13 protein-coding genes and 2 pseudogenes are annotated in these 16154 nt (G+C 69.1%); 11 read left to right on the top strand and 4 right to left on the bottom strand.

From position 1 onward, the window contains the following. The first annotated feature begins 16 nt into the window (after nt 1-16). Nucleotides 17-940: a hypothetical protein gene (locus ACQEVC_RS35335; RefSeq protein ID WP_432886665.1), complete on the top strand. Its 924-nt coding sequence runs from the start codon at nt 17-19 to the stop codon at nt 938-940. Between the two features lie 223 nt (nt 941-1163). On the opposite strand, the gene ACQEVC_RS35330 is transcribed toward ACQEVC_RS35335, so the two are convergent. Continuing rightward, nucleotides 1164-1835 carry a TetR/AcrR family transcriptional regulator gene (locus ACQEVC_RS35330; RefSeq protein ID WP_432886662.1) on the bottom strand — a complete coding sequence of 224 codons (672 nt, stop codon included), beginning with the start codon at nt 1833-1835 and terminating at the stop codon, nt 1164-1166. 103 nt (nt 1836-1938) lie between these two features. On the opposite strand from ACQEVC_RS35330, the gene ACQEVC_RS35325 reads away from it, so the two are divergent. From ACQEVC_RS35325 to ACQEVC_RS35305, 5 genes are all read left to right on the top strand, one after another. Then, entirely contained in the window at nt 1939-2886 is a 948-nt protein-coding gene (locus tag ACQEVC_RS35325; protein WP_432886659.1) for an SDR family NAD(P)-dependent oxidoreductase, read from the top strand. A 400-nt stretch (nt 2887-3286) separates the two neighbouring features. Next, nucleotides 3287-4534: an FAD-dependent oxidoreductase gene (locus tag ACQEVC_RS35320; protein WP_432886656.1), complete on the top strand. Its 1248-nt coding sequence runs from the start codon at nt 3287-3289 to the stop codon at nt 4532-4534. A gap of 8 nt (nt 4535-4542) precedes the next feature. Continuing rightward, complete coding sequence (locus ACQEVC_RS35315; protein ID WP_432886653.1) at nt 4543-5031, top strand: MarR family transcriptional regulator; 489 nt, start codon at nt 4543-4545, stop codon at nt 5029-5031. 354 nt (nt 5032-5385) lie between these two features. Beyond that, the gene (locus ACQEVC_RS35310; protein ID WP_432886650.1) at nt 5386-6195 is read left to right on the top strand and encodes a hypothetical protein; all 810 of its coding nucleotides are present in this window, start codon (nt 5386-5388) and stop codon (nt 6193-6195) included. 5 nt (nt 6196-6200) lie between these two features. After that, nucleotides 6201-6572: a GntR family transcriptional regulator gene (locus ACQEVC_RS35305; RefSeq protein WP_432886647.1), complete on the top strand. Its 372-nt coding sequence runs from the start codon at nt 6201-6203 to the stop codon at nt 6570-6572. Between the two features lie 705 nt (nt 6573-7277). On the opposite strand, the gene ACQEVC_RS35300 is transcribed toward ACQEVC_RS35305, so the two are convergent. Both ACQEVC_RS35300 and ACQEVC_RS35295 read right to left on the bottom strand, forming a co-directional pair. Next, a complete protein-coding gene (locus ACQEVC_RS35300) occupies nt 7278-7664 on the bottom strand; it encodes a hypothetical protein (RefSeq protein WP_432886645.1) in 387 nt (128 codons plus the stop codon). Between the two features lie 54 nt (nt 7665-7718). Next, entirely contained in the window at nt 7719-8102 is a 384-nt protein-coding gene (locus ACQEVC_RS35295; RefSeq protein ID WP_432886642.1) for a hypothetical protein, read from the bottom strand. Here ACQEVC_RS35295 and ACQEVC_RS35290 point away from each other — a divergent pair. Beyond that, complete coding sequence (locus ACQEVC_RS35290; protein ID WP_432886639.1) at nt 8091-10745, top strand: BTAD domain-containing putative transcriptional regulator; 2655 nt, start codon at nt 8091-8093, stop codon at nt 10743-10745. The genes ACQEVC_RS35295 and ACQEVC_RS35290 overlap by 12 nt on opposite strands. A gap of 374 nt (nt 10746-11119) precedes the next feature. After that, nucleotides 11120-11618: pseudogene (locus ACQEVC_RS35285) on the top strand (acyl-CoA dehydrogenase family protein); the annotation flags it as partial. A 393-nt stretch (nt 11619-12011) separates the two neighbouring features. Here the strand turns inward: ACQEVC_RS35285 and ACQEVC_RS35280 are convergent. Continuing rightward, nucleotides 12012-12671, bottom strand: coding sequence for a TetR/AcrR family transcriptional regulator (locus ACQEVC_RS35280; protein ID WP_432886636.1), 660 nt, complete (start codon nt 12669-12671; stop codon nt 12012-12014). A gap of 130 nt (nt 12672-12801) precedes the next feature. Between ACQEVC_RS35280 and ACQEVC_RS35275 the strand changes: the two genes are divergently transcribed. The 3 genes and pseudogenes from ACQEVC_RS35275 to ACQEVC_RS35265 form a co-directional block, all read left to right on the top strand. Next, nucleotides 12802-14253 (top strand): DHA2 family efflux MFS transporter permease subunit, encoded by a 1452-nt coding sequence (locus ACQEVC_RS35275; RefSeq protein ID WP_432886633.1) that lies wholly within the window; start codon nt 12802-12804, stop codon nt 14251-14253. Nucleotides 14254-14747: 494 nt separating this feature from the next. Beyond that, entirely contained in the window at nt 14748-15440 is a 693-nt protein-coding gene (locus ACQEVC_RS35270) for a response regulator transcription factor (RefSeq protein ID WP_432886630.1), read from the top strand. Next, a pseudogene (locus tag ACQEVC_RS35265) lies at nt 15437-16065 on the top strand (biotin carboxylase N-terminal domain-containing protein); the annotation flags it as partial. The gene ACQEVC_RS35270 and the pseudogene ACQEVC_RS35265, both read left to right, overlap by 4 nt. Between the last annotated feature and the right edge of the window lie 89 nt (nt 16066-16154).

Here is a 16154-nt window from a genome sequence, read left to right as displayed (position 1 = left end):
CGGCTGAGGAGGAACTGTGACGTTGAGTCGTACGACGTCGGAGCGCCGGCTGTTCCGTACCATCGGTGCCCTGCTCGCCGGGGTCGTCCTGCTCGTCACCGCCTGCCAGGGCGATCCGACACCTCCCGACGAGCCGCCGGCCCCGGCCGATGCCGCGCCCTCGGCGGCACCGACCAGCAGCGCCGAGGGGTGCCCCGTTCCGGTACGGGAGCCGCTCACCGGCGACGGCGGCGACGCGCTCCGAATCTCGCTCTACGGATTCACCGCACCGAGCCAGGCCAACGACTACGCCTTCTCCGCCGAGTCGCTGAGCCGACATCCCGAGCTGCTGACCAGGCAGCTCGGCTGGCAGGGCCTCGTCGACAGGGGCGCGTTCATGGTCGGCGGTGGAGAGTTGCACTTCTCGGTGACCAACACCGGCCCGGAGCCGGTGACCATCTACAACGCGCGCCCGGTCAACATCGTCCGGGAGTGCATGCCACTGGGCCTGGCGATGCTGTTCCGCTCGGAGGGTGGCAGCTCCCTCACCTTCCGGTTCAACCTGGACGCCGCCGCTCCCCGGGCCCGCCCGATGGACGGCCGGCAGGACGGTCCGGGATTCTTCGAGAAGCGCCGGATCGAGGTCGGCGCCGACCGGAAGGTCAACCTGAGCGCGCTCTTCGACACCGCCGACGGCGCGTACTCGTTCGACCTGGCTCTGGAGTACGAGGTCGGCGGCGTCAACCACGTGCAGCTCGTCCGGTTGGGTGCGGCGCCGATGCGGATCGCCGCCGCGCTCTGCCCGACCCGGGAGGTACGGCAGCGGCTGAGTGACGAACAGGTGGCCCGGCTGCGCGGGTTGCGCTACCAGCACGTCAAGGTACGCCGGAACAACAACGGCGTCTTCTCGGTCGGCTCCGTCTCGCCCGAGGCGCACGCCAAACGCTGCCGCACCCTGTAGAGTGCCATAACTCGGCCATGCTCGCTGAACTGGCGTTCTGGCTGCAACGCTGACAGCAGAAGCGATCGACCTGAACGCGTTCCAGAAAATGGCGTATAGGTTGAACATGTTCAGCCTCGTGCGCGAACGAGCGGTGTGCACCCAACGAATGCCCAGCTCACAGGGGATGACCGAGTTTCGGCACCCTACAGGGTCATCCACCGGCCGGTCGCCTGGCCGCAGGTCAGCGGCGGGGGAGTACGCCCAGGAGGGTTGCGGTCAGGGCCAGCTTCAGGTAGTCCTTCAGCTCCAAGTGGAAGCGGGCCAGCTCGGGCTCGGCCTGGTAGGCCGCCCGCAGGCTGGGTGGGGGTGTGCCGTACGCCGACAGCGCGCCGGCCATGACCATGGTTTGCAGGCTGAACAGTGCTGCGTTTTCGCCCAGCTCCGGCAGGTACTTCTGCATCAGGGCGGTCATGGTTGTCAGACGGCCCAGGGAGGCGCGCTTGTAACGTGCTACGACCTCGACGGAGACGTTGTGTTCCAGGACGCTGCCCTGCGCGCCGAAGAGGTCGCACAGCACCACGCGGCCGGCGAGTGAGCGGCTGAGGATCTCGGCCACCGCCGCCGCTCGCTCGGCCATGGGTAGATTTTCGTCGATGCCGGCGGCCAACTCGCCTGCCAGTTCCGTCAGCCACTCCTGCAGGTAGCGGTCCAGCAGTTCCAGCAGTACCGCCTCGCGAGACTCGAAGTAGCGCAGCACGTTCGGCTTCGCCAGGCCTACTCGGCGGCTGAGCTCGTTCAGGGTGACCGCGGCCACGGGCATCTCGTCGAGCATCGCCGACGCCGCGTCGAGGATCGCCCGTCGGCGGATCTCCCGCTGCTCTTGGGTTCGCGCCCGCTGGAAAGTCACGATCACCAGCCTAACTTAAGTACCTGCGGTACGTTGACAACGTACCGAAAGTACTTTAACGTTGGCAACACAAGATACCTTCGGTACGTTAGTTAGTGGGGAGCCTGACATGAGCGAGAAGTGGACGACGGCGAACATTCCGGACCAGCGCGGGCGGGTGGCCGTGGTGACCGGGGCCAACACCGGACTGGGGTACGAGACCGCCAAGGCGCTCGCCGAGCGCGGGGCGTCCGTGGTGCTCGCCGTGCGCAACGTCGAGAAGGGCGAGCGGGCGGCGGCCCGCATGACCGGCGACGTGACCGTGCAGGCGCTGGACCTGACCTCGCTCGACTCCGTCCGGACCGCGGCGGCGGCGCTGCGGTCCCGGCTCGACCGGCTCGACCTGCTGATCAACAACGCCGGCGTTATGTACACCCCGAAGCAGACCACCCGGGACGGCTTCGAGATGCAGTTCGGCACCAACCACCTCGGTCACTTCGCGCTCACCGGGCTGCTGCTGGACCTGATGCTGCCGGTGCCCGGCTCGCGCGTGGTGACGGTCAGCAGCACCGGCCACCGCATCCGCGCCGCGATCCACTTCGACGACCTGCAGTGGGAGCGGTCGTACAGCCGGGTCGCTGCCTATGGTCAGTCCAAGCTGGCCAACCTGATGTTCACGTACGAGCTGCAGCGCCGGCTCGCCACGCACGGCACCGCCGTCGCGGTGGCCGCGCACCCCGGCATGTCTAGCACCGAGCTCGCCCGCAACACCCCCGCCGCCCTCCGGCTTCCGCTCACCTGGCTCGCGCCGCTGATCACCCAAACGCCGGCGATGGGCGCGCTGCCGACCCTGCGCGCCGCCACCGACCCCGCCGTGCTCGGCGGCCAGTACTACGGTCCCGGCGGGCGCAACGAGGTCATGGGCCACCCCCGGCTGGTCACCTCCAGCCCGGAGTCGTACGAGGTAGTCGTCCAGCAGCGGCTGTGGGCCGTCTCCGAAGACCTCACCGGGGTGAAGTTCCCCGTCGTTCAGTCCAAGCAGAACTCGTTTCCCTCCGGATCGGCCATCACGATGTAAGCCGCGATCCGCGCACCGCGCGGCTGGAGGGGCGGCTGATCCCGTATCCGTGGGCATCGGGCGCGATGATTAGATCCGCGAGAACGGGATCCTGTCGGTCTGTCTCGGAGCCGGGTGCCGGTGGGCAATCTTGATCAATTTCGGTGAGTTCGAGAGCCACCCCGGCCGGTGCCAGCGTCTCGTTCGAGAGATCGGTGGGGAAGTCAGAACGGCGGGGTGCTGTCGCGAACGGCTGGGCCTGCGCCGGGATCGAGTATGGATGCGATGTCCTTACGGCGTGGGTGGGGCCAGGCACCGGGCCACACCGGCGGACCGGTCCGAGGTGGCCGGCCGGGCGGCTTGGTGGACCGTGGCACGCTGGCGGCCTTGCCCAAATCATCTTAGTCATTAAGATAATCGCATGGGCATATCGACTGACTTCTCGGTGGCAATCGCCGGCGCCGGCCTCTCCGGCCTCTGCCTTGCCCAGTACCTGATGCGCGCCGGCATCGACGTGCACGTCTACGAGCGGGACCCGGGCCCCTTCGTCCGGCAGCAGGGCTACCGGATCATTCTCGACAGGTACGGGCTGGAGGCGCTGCGCGAGAGCCTGCCCCGCCCGCTGTACCGCCTGGCGCTGACCACCGGCGACGAGCCCGGCGGGCACCTGCGCTTCACCGACAGCCGGCTGCGGGACGCATTCACCATCACCTTCAAGGACGAGCCGCACGCGACCCGCCAGGTCGACCGGCTGACCCTGCGGTCGATCCTGCAGTCCGGGCTGGACGGACGCATCCACTACGGCAAGGCCGCCGTCGCGGTGGACAGCGGCGGTCCGGCCGGGCTGCGGCTGCGGTTCACCGACGGCGGGGCCGTCGCGGCGACCGTCGTCGTGGGCGCGGACGGCGTCGGCTCGGCACTGCGCGAGCAGCTCATGCCGGACGCAGGCCCGGCGAACACCCCGATGGCGGGCATCTACGGCCGGTCGCCCCTGCGGCGCAACGGCGAGAGCGTCATCCCGGACGCGCTGCGTACCAGCGGGGTCCTGGCCATCGCCGACCGGCCGGGCCGCGCCTTCTTCTTCACCTCCATGCGGTTCGGCGAAAGCCCGCGGGAGGCGTTCGCGCGCCTGGCCCCGGGCAGCTATGCGCCCACCGGCGACGACTACGTCATGTGGGGACTGCTGCTCCGGCAGGAGGAGGTGCCCATCGGCGTCCGCGGGAACCTGCTGGCGCTGCGGGAGCTGGCCGCCCGGATGAGTGCGGACTTCCACCCGCTCATCCGGCGGCTGGTCGACACGGCCGAGCTGGACGCCACGGTGCTCAACCTCTTCGCCACCGGCCGGCGCCCGCGCCGGTGGGCGGTGCCCCGGGCGACGATGATGGGCGACGCCGTGCACGTCATGCCGCCGTTCGGCGCTCACGGCGGCAACACCGCGCTCCGCGACGCCGCCCTGCTCGGCCACAGGCTCGTCGAGGCCCGGGCGAGCGGCACGCCGGTGGAGGCGGCGATTGCCGGCTACCAGGACGAGATGGTGCCCTACGCCTTCCGGGCTGTCGACACCGCCGCCGGGCTGATGCGCCGCCTCACCGGGGGCGCGGCCGCACCGCACTGGGTGCTGACCCGCGTGTTACCTCGGCTGCACCGGGTCACCGTACCGGAGGCATGATTGCGGGCATGTCCCACGAGCCGGCCCGTGCGTCCGCGATCGCCGACCTCATGCGCGCCGGGCGGGAGACCTCGCGGCTGTCCATGGTGTTCCGGTACGCCATCGCGGACCGGCTGGGCCTCACCGTGAGCGACCTGGAGTGCCTGGACTTCCTGGCGGACGTCGGATCCGCCACCGCGGGGCAGGTCGCCGAGCGGACCAACCTCACCACCGGGGCCGTGACCAGCATGCTCCGCCGGCTCCAGCAGGCCGGCTACGTCACGGCCGAGCGCGATCCGGCGGACCGGCGGCGGGTGATCGTCACCCTGCGGCCGGAGCGGACCGCCGAGTTGGAGCGACCGTACGAGCGGTTCGCCGAGCGGGCGGAGCGGCTCATCGAGGGCTACAGCGTCGAGGAAATCATGCTGCTGGTCCGGCACCATGACCGCATGCAGGCGATGTACCTCGCCGAGTTGGACCGCCTCCGCAGCGGCGACAGCGTGCAGCGGTCTGCCTGAGGCGCCCGTCGCGTGGCTGACCGCGTTCCCGGTCGCCACCGGACGGCAGACCGTGGCGGCGAGCCGACCCACAGCCAGCCTGAGGGTAGCTCTGAAACTCCCCGATACGGACTCGGCCTCGCCGAGCGCGGCGCTCGATACGAGCGACATCTGGCGCTCGAACTCGGTTCTGTCCCGTGAAGAGTGATTGATCTTCAGGTCAGTGGGCCAGCAAGACTCGTTTGCGGAGCAGGTCGAAGCCGGCTCGGCTGGCGTTCCACCGGGCGAGTACTTCGCCCGGGACCACAATTGACTTGGCGCAAGTCTTGTCTCAAGATAGTGAGACATAACTTGCGACAAGCTGGGGAGGCCGCCATGCCGAGGAAGGTGCGTTCGACGGAGCTTGAGATAGCCCGTCTGTGGTTGGCCGCGCGCGGCCTGGCCGACGTCACGCCGACACCGATGCTCGCGGCGCGCCTGGCGGTCCGGCGACGTGCGCGGCTGGCCGCTGCCGTTCTGCCGGCCGCGTTCCTCTGCGCAACTGCCCTCGTCTACGTCTCCGCCTTGCCGATCCGTCCCGCGGATGACGGGTTCGGGACGCAGCGGCGCTGGGCGCTGGCGGTGCTGACGGCGCTGGTGGCCGGGTTGGTGCTGGGCCTGTCGCTGCTGGACCGGTGGGTGCGGCGGGTCGATCAGCAGGCTGGCGCGGAGTTGCCGCGACGGGCGACCCACTCCGTCCGGCCCGGCTGGCGAACCGTGCTCGGCGTGCCGCGGGCCGCGTTGCTGGCGATCACGTACGCGGGCGCGGCAGTGCTGGCGATCGCGGCGCTGACCATGCGGGACGGCGCCGCGAGGTACGCGGCGGTCATCCTGCTCATCGGGCTGTGCGGGGTCGCGGTCGGTACGGCGGTCCAACTGCGCCATGTACTCACCCACCCGGTAGTGGCCGACGACGAGGGCTCGCTGAAGGCCGACTTCCTCATGCGCGTCGAGGACGCCCGCGAGGTGGCCGTACCGACCGTGGTGTGGTCACTGCCGGTCGTGTCGGTATTCGACACCGGGCTCGATCCGTGGAACACGGGCTGGCTCGTCTTCATAATCCTGAGCGTCATCGCGCTCGCCCTGATCACGGCGTGGGACGGGCGGAGCGCCCTGGCGGCCCAGCACGGCCCCAGCACCCGGTGAACCGCATGATCGTCATCGACTCGGCCTCGCCCGTCCCACCGTTCGAACAGCTCCGCGCCCAGCTAGCCGGGCAGATCCAGGAACGCACGCTGGCCGTGGGCACCCGGCTGCCGACCATCCGCCGCCTGGCCGCGGACCTCGGCTTGGCGGTCAACACGGTCGGCCGGGCCTACCGGGAACTGGAGAAGGCGGGGCTGATCGAGACCCGCGGCCCGGCCGGCTCGTTCGTGTCCGCAGCCGGCGAGCAGGGACGCGAACGGGCAAGCCGCGCCGCCGCCGAGTACGCCGCCGTCATCGCCGGCCTCGGCATCGACACCACCGAGGCCGTCCGCATCGTCCAAGCGGCGCTGACCCAGGGCGTTCCAGAGGTCAGCTGAACGTCGGGAAGATCTCCATCTCCTAGTCGGCGAAGAACGTGTCCTGGTCGGCGCCGATCTGCTGGACGTAGACCTCGTCGAAGCCTGCGTAGACGTACTGTTTGCACCGACTGGGCGTGCTGGTCGAGGTCGGGTCCGATCGGCAGCGGCGAGTGCTACAGGACCGTCCGTAACTACGTCAATCGCGCACGCGCCGACCCATCCGACCTGCGTACCCTCAAAGCGCTCGTCAGCCGCAACGAGTTCTACGCGACAGTCCGCGACCACGCCGACGGGCATGACTTGGCCGGCGTTCCGGCCCAACGGTTCTCCGTCGATCGCACCGTCGTACTCGCGGCACTCACAGGCAGCGCGCTGCCCGCAACCAGCAGGCGCGCCGCCACCAAGAGCGACCCCAGCCTGAGAGCCTGGTAAATAAGGGGCTCAGGGGCCAGGTGAAGTTGATGATCATGGGGTACGGGGTGGAGGCGTGACATGGGGAAGGGCCTTCGGCACGAGCGAAGGTGACTAAACCAGCACGACCGAAGGCCCAACCCTGTCTATATACCTTGTCGCCGGTGTCGCCTCGTACGCCACCCCGGCCACTCTCGCTGAGCACCGGTCTACCGCTCGGCCTCAGCCCAGATTCCTGGTCTCCGTGACGTGTGAGGGCGGCACCGTCCACGTCACGGAGACCAGGACCAGGAATCTCGTAGGGCAGTCCCGTCAGTCGATGGACAGCCAGGGGCTGAAGGCGGTGATGTAGTGGTTCCGCCCGTCCGAACCATCACGCACCACGGTCCGGAACCTGACCAGCCCGTCCTCGCGCATGTTGTAGTTGCAGTCGACCTGTCCGTTGTCGGCACCGTTCGCGTCGTGGCACTCCCCGCTACGCCCGTAGTTGGTCTGCCATTCCACGACCGCACGCATGCCGTCGGCGTACCGGTCCGTCGCCAGGATGTGATCGCCGTACGGGTCGAAACAGCCGTGGGCGCGGGCCAACGAGTCGACGTAAAGGCCCTCACAGTGGCTGACGGCCGCCTGCGACGGTGCGGCGAGCAGGCCGGTTCCCAGGATTCCGGCGACAGCCGCGCCGAGTAGTCGGAGCTTCAAGAGTTCTCCTCGCACGTTGCGGTGGCGAGACCGGATCTGGCCCCGCCTCGACCGTCACCATGCCGGACGACGATTGAACAGCACCTGACGAAAAATATGAATGCGCAGCTCGCGCGCTACTCTCACCAAGTCGGCCGCAATCGCGGCGGCGGTACGGTACGGATACGCGGCGTATGGCGGTTTGGCCGCTTCGCGCGTGCCGGTACTCTCCGGATGGTCAGCCGACAGGGGGTCGGGGCGGGCGGGGTAATGAGATTTCGGGTACTCGGGCCGGTGGAGGCCCACGGCGAGCGGGGGCCGGTCAGGCTCGGACACGCCAGACAGCGCACGGTACTGGCGGCGTTGCTCGTCGACCTCGGCGCTGCGGTCTCGATCGACGAGCTTGTGGATCGGCTTTGGAGCGGGGTCCCGCCGCAGCGTGCCCGGTTGACGTTGCATTCGTATCTGTCGCGGTTACGCGGTGTGCTGGCCGGCGCGGATGGCTGTCCGCTGGTACGGCGGTCGCGCGGCTACGCGCTGGAGGTCGACCCTGGGGCGGTCGACATGCACCTGTTCCGGGCGATGACCCGCGAGGCGAGGGCGGCCGCTGACGATGACCGCGCTGACGCCTTGTGGCGCGAGGCGTTGGGTCTGTGGCGCGGCACACCGTTCGCGGACCTCGACAGCGACTGGCTGCGCGGAGTCGCCATAGGCCTCGAAGCCGAGCGGTCAGCGGCCATCCTGGACCACAACGACGTGCTGCTGCGGCATGGCGAGTACGCGCGTCTTCTGCCGCGGCTCTCCTCTACCGTCGTGGAGCATCCGCTGGATGAACGGGTCGCCGGGCAGCTGATGCTCGCACTGTACGGCTGTGGCCGGCAGGCCGACGCGTTGGCCCACTACCGGACGCTGCGCGATCGGCTGGTCGACGATGTCGGCTGCGACCCGGGGCCGGCGCTTCGCTTGCTGCACCAGCGGATCCTGCGACAGGATCCCGAACTGGCCCCGATCGGTGCGATCGCAGCCACCAGTCACGACGATCCTTCCGACCCGGTGGCTCCCGTCGGGACTGGACCGGCGACGTCGGGGACGCAGCTACCGGCCGACGTCGTGGGGTTCGCCGGCAGGGCAGGGCCGTTGGCCCAACTCGACGCCTTGTTGGGCCCGGTCCACGACCACTCGTCCACCGTGGTGATAACCGCCATCGGTGGCTATGCCGGGGTCGGGAAGACCACGCTGGCAGTGCATTGGGCGCACCGGGTAAGGGATCGGTTTCCCGACGGACAGATCTACCTGAACCTGCGTGGCTTCGAGCCCGGAGGCCGGGCGATGAGGCCGGACGAGGCACTGCGCACACTACTGGAGCTGCTGCAGGTCCCGCCGGACCGGATCCCGACGAGCGCGCAGGCCCAGGCCGGGCTGTACCGAAGCCGTCTTGCCGGCCGCCAGATGCTCATCGTGCTCGACAACGCCCGTGACGCGGACCAGGTGCGGCCGCTACTGCCAGGCGCGGTCAGCAGCATGGTGGTCGTGACCAGCCGCGACCGGCTCGATGGCCTCGTCGCCACCGACGGTGCGCGGCCGGTACGGCTGGACGTGCTGGGCGAGCCCGAGGCGCGAGCGTTGCTCGTCGGTCGGCTGGGCGCCGAGAGGGTGGCGGCCGAACCGGACGCCGTGGAGGAGATCATCCGCGCCTGCGCCGGTCTGCCGTTGGCGTTGGCGTTGGTCGCGGCCCGCGCCGCCACCAATCCCGGCTTCGACCTGGCGGCGTTCGCCGCCGAGCTGGCCGACACACAGGGCCGGCTGGATGCGTTGGCCAGCCACGACCCAGCCACAGACGCGCGGACTGTGTTCTCGTGGTCGTACGAGGCGTTGACCCCACCCGCTGCACGCCTGTTCCGGCAGCTCGCTCTGCATCCAGGTCCCGACATCAGCGCGGCCGCCGCCGCCAGCCTCGCCGGCCTGCCGGTACCGAACGTGCGCCGATCGCTGTCCGAACTCACCGCGGCCCATCTGCTCACCGAACACACGCACGGCCGGTACGTCTTCCATGACCTGCTGCGCGTCTACGCCGCCGAACTGGCGCACGCCACCGACACCGAGCCCGAGCGCCGCGCCGTGCGGGACCGCATGTTCGATCATTACCTGCGGTCCGTGTACGCCGCCGACAGCTGGCTGCCAGACATCAGGGACAACCTCACGCCACCATTGCCCCACAACGGTGTGGTCCCGGAAACCTTCGCCGACCACGCTGCGGCGAGGATGTGGTTGACCACCGAGCTGCCCGTGCTACTGATGGTCATCGACCACAACCGCGACAGTGACTTCGACCACCACATACAGCAGATGTGCTGGCTACTAGTGACTTTCCTGGGCTGGCGCGGACTCTGGCGGCAACTGGTCACCATGCAGCAGGCCGCGTTGGGTGCCGCCCGCCGCCGCGGCGACGTACTCGGGCAGGCGGACATCTATCGCAACCTCGCCCACGCCTCCTTCCAGATGGGCCTGCCTGACCAGGCCCATGGCCACGTCGAGCGGGCACTGCACTTCTACCGCGAGGCTGGCGACCACAACAGCATGATCCGCGCCCAGCTGTACCAGGCTTGGGTCTCCGAGCAGGAAGGCCGCTACGCCGACGCCCTGCGGACCTCCCGCCTGTCTCTGGAGACCGCCGGCGAGACCGGACACCAGGTCCTTCAGGCAGTGGCTCGCAGCGCCGTCGGCTGGTACCACACGCTACTCGGCGACCACGAACTAGCCATCGTCCATTGTGAACGAGCCCTTGCCGAGCTGGCCGAGCTTGGCGAACTGCCCAACATGGCCGACGTCTGGGACAGCCTGGGCCATGCGCATCTCAAACTCGGACGCCACCGGGACGCGATCGAGCACTACCAGCGCGCCGTCGAACGGTGTCACGAGTTCGGCAACCGCCAGCAGGAAGCCGTGAAGCTGACCCACCTGGGCGAAGCGCATCAAGCCGCCGGCGACGACGAGGCGACCCGAAGGACCTGGCAACGAGCACTGGCAATCCTCGACGAGGTCGGCCATCCTGACGCCGCCAGACTACGCACCCGCGTGTCCGCGCTGACCGCCGAGCCCTAAGCGGCCTCTGCTCGGCGTCAGGGCGGCCGCCGGACTGGCGCTGGCGAGCATCGCGTCGACCGCCTGCGGACTCGGTCGGATGCGGTGTCGACCGGCCACAGCGCCTTGGCACTACCGTCCCGCAACTATTCGGTGATACTGCGCACTGAACCTTTTCAACCTCCCCCTGCGGTCCGGTGGACCGCGAGGTCGAACGCGGGGCGCGAGCGCCGCGCGGTTCAGGTTGAAAAGGGTTCACTGATGCGGAAAATCTGTGTCCGAGGGGAGATCGATACCGCAACCCCACACGAGCGGTCGCCAGGATCGGCTATTTCCATAGATTTCGGTGCGGCATCGCGGGCGTAGCAGTTCAGCGGTCCGCGCGGGCAACCGAGCCGCACGAGGCGGCCCGCAAGGACTACATCGGCAACGCGGTCCGGGACGAGCGGATGGCGGTAGTCTTCGCGCAGATGATCACCAACGGGCGGCGGCACGGCGTACACGCGTGGCTGGTCCCGATCCGCGACGCGCACGGTAGCCCGCTGCCCGGCGTGACCATCGGCGACGCCGGGCCCAAGGTCGGCCTGCTCGGTGGACAACGGGCGGCTCAGCTTCGACCACGTGACGGTCCCGCGGGACATGCTGCTGGACCGGTACGGTCAGGTCGCCGAGGACGGCACGTACTCCAGCCCGATCGAGAACGACTCCCGGCGCTTCTTCACCATGCTCGGCACCCTGGCCCGCGGCCGGGTGAGCGTGGGCGGCGCCGCGTCAGCGGCCACCAAGGCGGCACTGACCATCGCGGTGCGCTACGGCGACATCCGCCGCCGGTTCGGCACGCCCGACGCCGACCGGGAGGTGCTGCTCAACGACTACCCGGCCCACCAGCGACGAGGAGGTCGCCGTCACCGACCGCGGCTGACAGGGTTTGGAACCCCACAGGCTGATCCGGGACGGGCAGCGGATCCGCGTGCAGGGGACCGACGGGTACGTCGGGATCCTGTCTTGACCGACCACACCGAGAAGGCCCAGCCGGAGCTTCCGGCTAGAACAACGCCAGACAGTCGATCGAGGTAGTCGCGCAGCCTCTTCAGAGACCAGCAGGAGGACGGCCGGCCGAGGAAGCGGGGGTCGCACCGGGCGATGACGCAGATCCAGGTTGTCGCCGAGCGTCCTCGGCGGAGGTACGGGCGGGCCGGGAAGCGCCGAACGCTACCAGGCCACGACGCCCTGGGTGCTCGGCCGGATGGTGTCGAGCCGCAAATTGCGCGATCACCGGATGCCGACCTATGCCGTCGGAGCGGCGAAGGCCCGGAGGAAGGTGTCGACTGCGGCCACGACGATCTCCCGCGATTCGCTGTCCGGCACCGGGCGGGTGCCGAACCGCGCGCGGATCTCCACCGGGCCGGTCAGCAGGCCGAAGAACTGTCTCGCGGCCTGGTCCGGATCGGTCAGGCGCAGTCGGCCGGCGAGTGAGAGCCGGGCGAACCGGTCGGCGAGTGCCCGGGCGACGGTGGCTGAGCCGTCCACCGGCTCGAGGTCGACGAGGTCGGGGAAGCGGGCGATCTCGGCGTAGAGCAGCCGGCGCAGCGACCACGACCGCTCGTCGCAGTAGACCCGCAGCAGTTCGTGGGCCACGTCTTCGAGCGTCGTGCGCAGGTCGTCGTGGCGCTCGGCGAGCCGTTCGACCGCGGCCAGGTTCTCCGCCGTCAGGCTCTCGGCCGCCGCCTCGATCGCGTGCCGGAACAGGTTGGCCTTGTCGGTCAGGTGGTTGTAGACCGTGGGCTTGGCGACACCGGCCTCGTTGGCGATCTCGTTGACGCACGCCTGCGCGTAGCCCTGACGGGAGAACACGGTGAAGGCGGCGTCCAGGATGGCTCGCCGTTTGTCGATGCGTCCACGTGGGGCCTTCCGTTCGGAAGTCGCCAGGGCCCTCGCGTCGGTCACGCGGGTAGCGTACCTGCAGCTTTCATACTGAACAATCTGGTTCAGTTGTGTGAACGAGCTTGTTTGGTACCAGGTGGAGCATTAACTTGAACTTGCCAGTTCAATCATGCTCACCTACCCGGAGACCTCGATGACGCAAGCGCGTGACGACAAGCTGGACCCCGCACTGCTGCGACTCATCAGCGTGGTCCTGCTCGGCGGGATCATGGGCATCCTCGACGGCACGATGGTCGCGGTCGCGGTCGACACCCTCACCGACAGGTTCGTCACCTCGGTGAGCACGATCGGTTGGGTCTCCACCGGCTACCTGCTCGCCCTGACCGTCACGATCCCCGTCACCACCTGGGCGGTCGACCGGTTCGGTGCCCGCCGACTGTGGCTGTTCGGCCTGCTGTTGTTCCTGTTCGGCTCCCTCACCTCCGGGCTGGCCTGGAACATCGAGAGCCTGATCGTGTTCCGGCTGTTGCAGGGTGTCGGCGCGGGCATTCTCGACCCGCTGGTGCTCACGCTGCTGGCCCGGGCCGCCGGCCCGCGCCGGGCGGGGCGGGTCATGGGCCTGATGGGTGCGGTCCTGCCGCTCGGCCCGGTGCTCGGCCCGGTGCTCGGCGGCGTCGTCCTCGACGGCTTCGGCTGGCGCTGGATGTTCCTGGTCAACCTCCCGATCGGTGTGGTCGCGTTCCTGCTCGCCCTGCGGGTGATCCCGGTCGACACGCCGGACGCTGAACAGCCGCGGAACCGACTCGACCTCATCGGGCTGACGTTGAGCGGTCCGGCCGTGGCGGCGCTGATCCTGGCCCTGACCCAGGTGGCCCATACCGGTGAGTTCGCGTCCGGTCCGGTGCTCGTACCGCTGGTGCTCGGCATCGTTCTGCTCACCGGGTACGTGGTGCACGCGCTGCGGGTACGCGACAGGCCACCACTGATCGACGTACGCCTGTTCCGGAGCCGGAGCTTCTCCGCCAGCGTCAGCGTGCAGGGGCTCGTCGGGGTGGTGACGTTCTCGGTGCTGTTCGTGCTGCCGCTCTACTACCAGCAGATGCACGGCCAGGGGGACGGCGCGCTCGTGGCCGGGCTGCTGGTGGCGCCCATGGGCCTGGGCTCCGTCCTGGCCATGCCGGTGGCGGGGCGACTCAGCGACCGGCTCGGTGCGCGGGGCCTGGCCCAGGGTGGAGCGGTCGTGGCGGCCCTGAGCGCGTTTGCCTTCACCCGGATCGGGGCGGACACCGATCCGGTCTGGTCCGGAGTAACCGCGTTCGTCATCGGCGTCGGGCTCGGCTTCGTCGCCGCGCCGACAATGGGATCGCTCTACCGGACACTCCCCGGTCACCAGGTACCGCAGGGCAGCTCGGTGCTCTACATGCTGAACCAGCTCGGCGCCTCGATCGGCATTGCCGTGGTCGCGGTCATCGTGGACACGGCGGGCGAGGACGCCATGCGCGGCTTCCAGGGCGTGTACTGGTGGGTCTTTGCCGCAGTCCTGGTCATCCTCGCCGGCAGCACGTTGCTGCCCGGTCGGCCGGAGGAACAGGCCGCCACAACAGGTGGTCCGTCCGATTCGGCCAAGGTGTCCACGGGCGCGTAGTGGTCATCGGTGAACCTTTTTCAACCTGAACCGCGCGGCGCTCACGCACCGCGTCCGACCCTGCGGTCCGTCGAACCGCAAGGGGAGGTTGAAAAAGGTTCAGTGACGCGGAGCGGGCCGGATCCCATCTGGCCCGCTCCGGCCGCCTGCGGGCGCCGTCGAGACGGCCGGCCCGGCGTGGCCAATCTTGCGTGATCGATCCGCGGTCGCCGGGGATGAGAACCAATGCAGTGACCTCGCACCGAGAGGGAGTCGTAACACTTTTGACATATTTGGCCCCCGTATAGGTATATGTGAGATCTTTCATAGAAGGGTTGCTGGAGCCACAAAAAGACGTGTATAGATCGATTAGCAAGTTTCGGAAGCGATTCCGGGACTGCAACTGGGATGCGGCGCAGGGGCGGACGGCCCGGCGGCTCCGACACTCACCAGTGCGGTGGCCGCTCCGAGCTTGCATCGCTTCTGTGGGCAAGGCGAATCGGACGGGGAAACTCATGCAAATTCTCGTTGTCGAGAAGCAGACGCGAAGCATCAAGCCGCTCGGCGATGATCTGGCGCGCAATGGTTACCGGACGAGGACCGCCAGCACCGGGGCGACGGCGCTCGAGGCGTACGAGGACGCCGAACTGGTCGTTCTCGACGTCGATTTGCCGGACATTGACGGGCTTGAGGTATGTCGGCGGATCCGGGCGCACAGCCAGACACCCGTGATCGCCCTGACCGACGGCGGTGCTGGTGTCGACCGGGTACTGGTGCTACAGGCCGGTGCGGACGACTGCCTGGACAAGCCGTACGAGTTCCGGGAACTGCTGGCCCGCATCGAGGCGGTCATGCGCCGGTCCCGCCGTCCCGGACAGCCCCGAGCCCGGCTGGGCCACCTCTCGATCGACGGGCTGTGCATCAACCCCGCGTCCCGGGACGTACGGATGCACGGCGAGCCGGTGGACCTGACCCGCAAGGAGTTTGACCTCCTCTACCACCTGGCGAGCAACCCGGACAACGTGCTCAGCCGGGAGCGACTGATGGCCGAGGTCTGGGGCGACTCGACGCTGCACGCCCGCAGTTCCCGGGGCAGCCGCACCATCGACACCCACGTCAGCTCACTGCGCAGCAAGATCGGCAGCAACTGGATCCGTACCGTCCACGGGATCGGTTTCCAGTTCAGCGGCGCCGATCGGATCCGCTGAACCGCTTCCGCTGCCCGAACAGGGGACCAGGGGAAGGGGACCAGCGTGCCCAGGTACTTATTGCCAACCGGGGGAAGATCGCGGTCCGGACCGCCCGCGCGTGCCGGGATGACGTGATCGCCAGCGTGGCCGTCTACGCGGACTCGGACCGGGAGCCCCGTACGTGCCACTGGCCGCAGCGAACGCCTCGGCGGCGACACCGCCGAGGCGGGCTATCTCGACATCGACAAGGTCCTGGCCGCGGTCAAGACCGCCTTCGGCGGCGGCGGACCTGGACTCAGGGGGACTCGTACGGTCGACGAGATCCCGGGATGCTATGAGTCCGCGGTCCGCGAGGGGGGGGCGCCGGGTTCGGCCGGAGCGACTGCTTCGTCGAGCGCTACCTCGACCGGCCCCGGCACGTGGAGACGCGGTGCCTGACCGACCGGCACGGCAACGTGGTGGTCGTGTCCACCCGGGACCGCACGCTCCAACGCCGGAACCAAAAGCTGGTCGAGGAGGCACCCGCGCCGTTCCTGACCCCGGCACAGACCGCGTAGCTCTACGCCGCGTCGAAGGCGATCCCGCGGGAGGCGGGGACGCCGGCGCGGGTACCTGCGAGTTCCTCGTCGGACGGGACGGCACGGCCCCATGATCTATCAGATCGAGACCGCATGGATTTGACAATCCCCTGACATTCCTCTGCGCATGTTTTTGACGTCGGCCGCTTGCCTC

This window comes from Plantactinospora sp. CA-294935, assembly GCF_050936445.1.
GTDB lineage: Bacteria > Actinomycetota > Actinomycetes > Mycobacteriales > Micromonosporaceae > Plantactinospora.
The sequence above is the reverse complement of the archived record's forward strand: the minus strand, read 5'-3'. Positions and strand labels throughout refer to the sequence as shown.

What these genes read in the sequence shown, in the direction of transcription:
- ACQEVC_RS35315 (WP_432886653.1), top strand. Translation starts at nt 4,543, where the DNA reads ATGTCCCACGAGCCGGCCCGTGCGTCCGCGATCGCCGACCTCATGCGC.
- ACQEVC_RS35275 (WP_432886633.1), top strand. Translation starts at nt 12,802, where the DNA reads ATGACGCAAGCGCGTGACGACAAGCTGGACCCCGCACTGCTGCGACTC.
- ACQEVC_RS35320 (WP_432886656.1), top strand. Translation starts at nt 3,287, where the DNA reads ATGGGCATATCGACTGACTTCTCGGTGGCAATCGCCGGCGCCGGCCTC.
- ACQEVC_RS35270 (WP_432886630.1), top strand. Translation starts at nt 14,748, where the DNA reads ATGCAAATTCTCGTTGTCGAGAAGCAGACGCGAAGCATCAAGCCGCTC.
- ACQEVC_RS35305 (WP_432886647.1), top strand. Translation starts at nt 6,201, where the DNA reads ATGATCGTCATCGACTCGGCCTCGCCCGTCCCACCGTTCGAACAGCTC.
- ACQEVC_RS35295 (WP_432886642.1), bottom strand. Translation starts at nt 8,102, where the DNA reads ATGCAACGTCAACCGGGCACGCTGCGGCGGGACCCCGCTCCAAAGCCG.
- ACQEVC_RS35310 (WP_432886650.1), top strand. Translation starts at nt 5,386, where the DNA reads ATGCCGAGGAAGGTGCGTTCGACGGAGCTTGAGATAGCCCGTCTGTGG.
- ACQEVC_RS35325 (WP_432886659.1), top strand. Translation starts at nt 1,939, where the DNA reads ATGAGCGAGAAGTGGACGACGGCGAACATTCCGGACCAGCGCGGGCGG.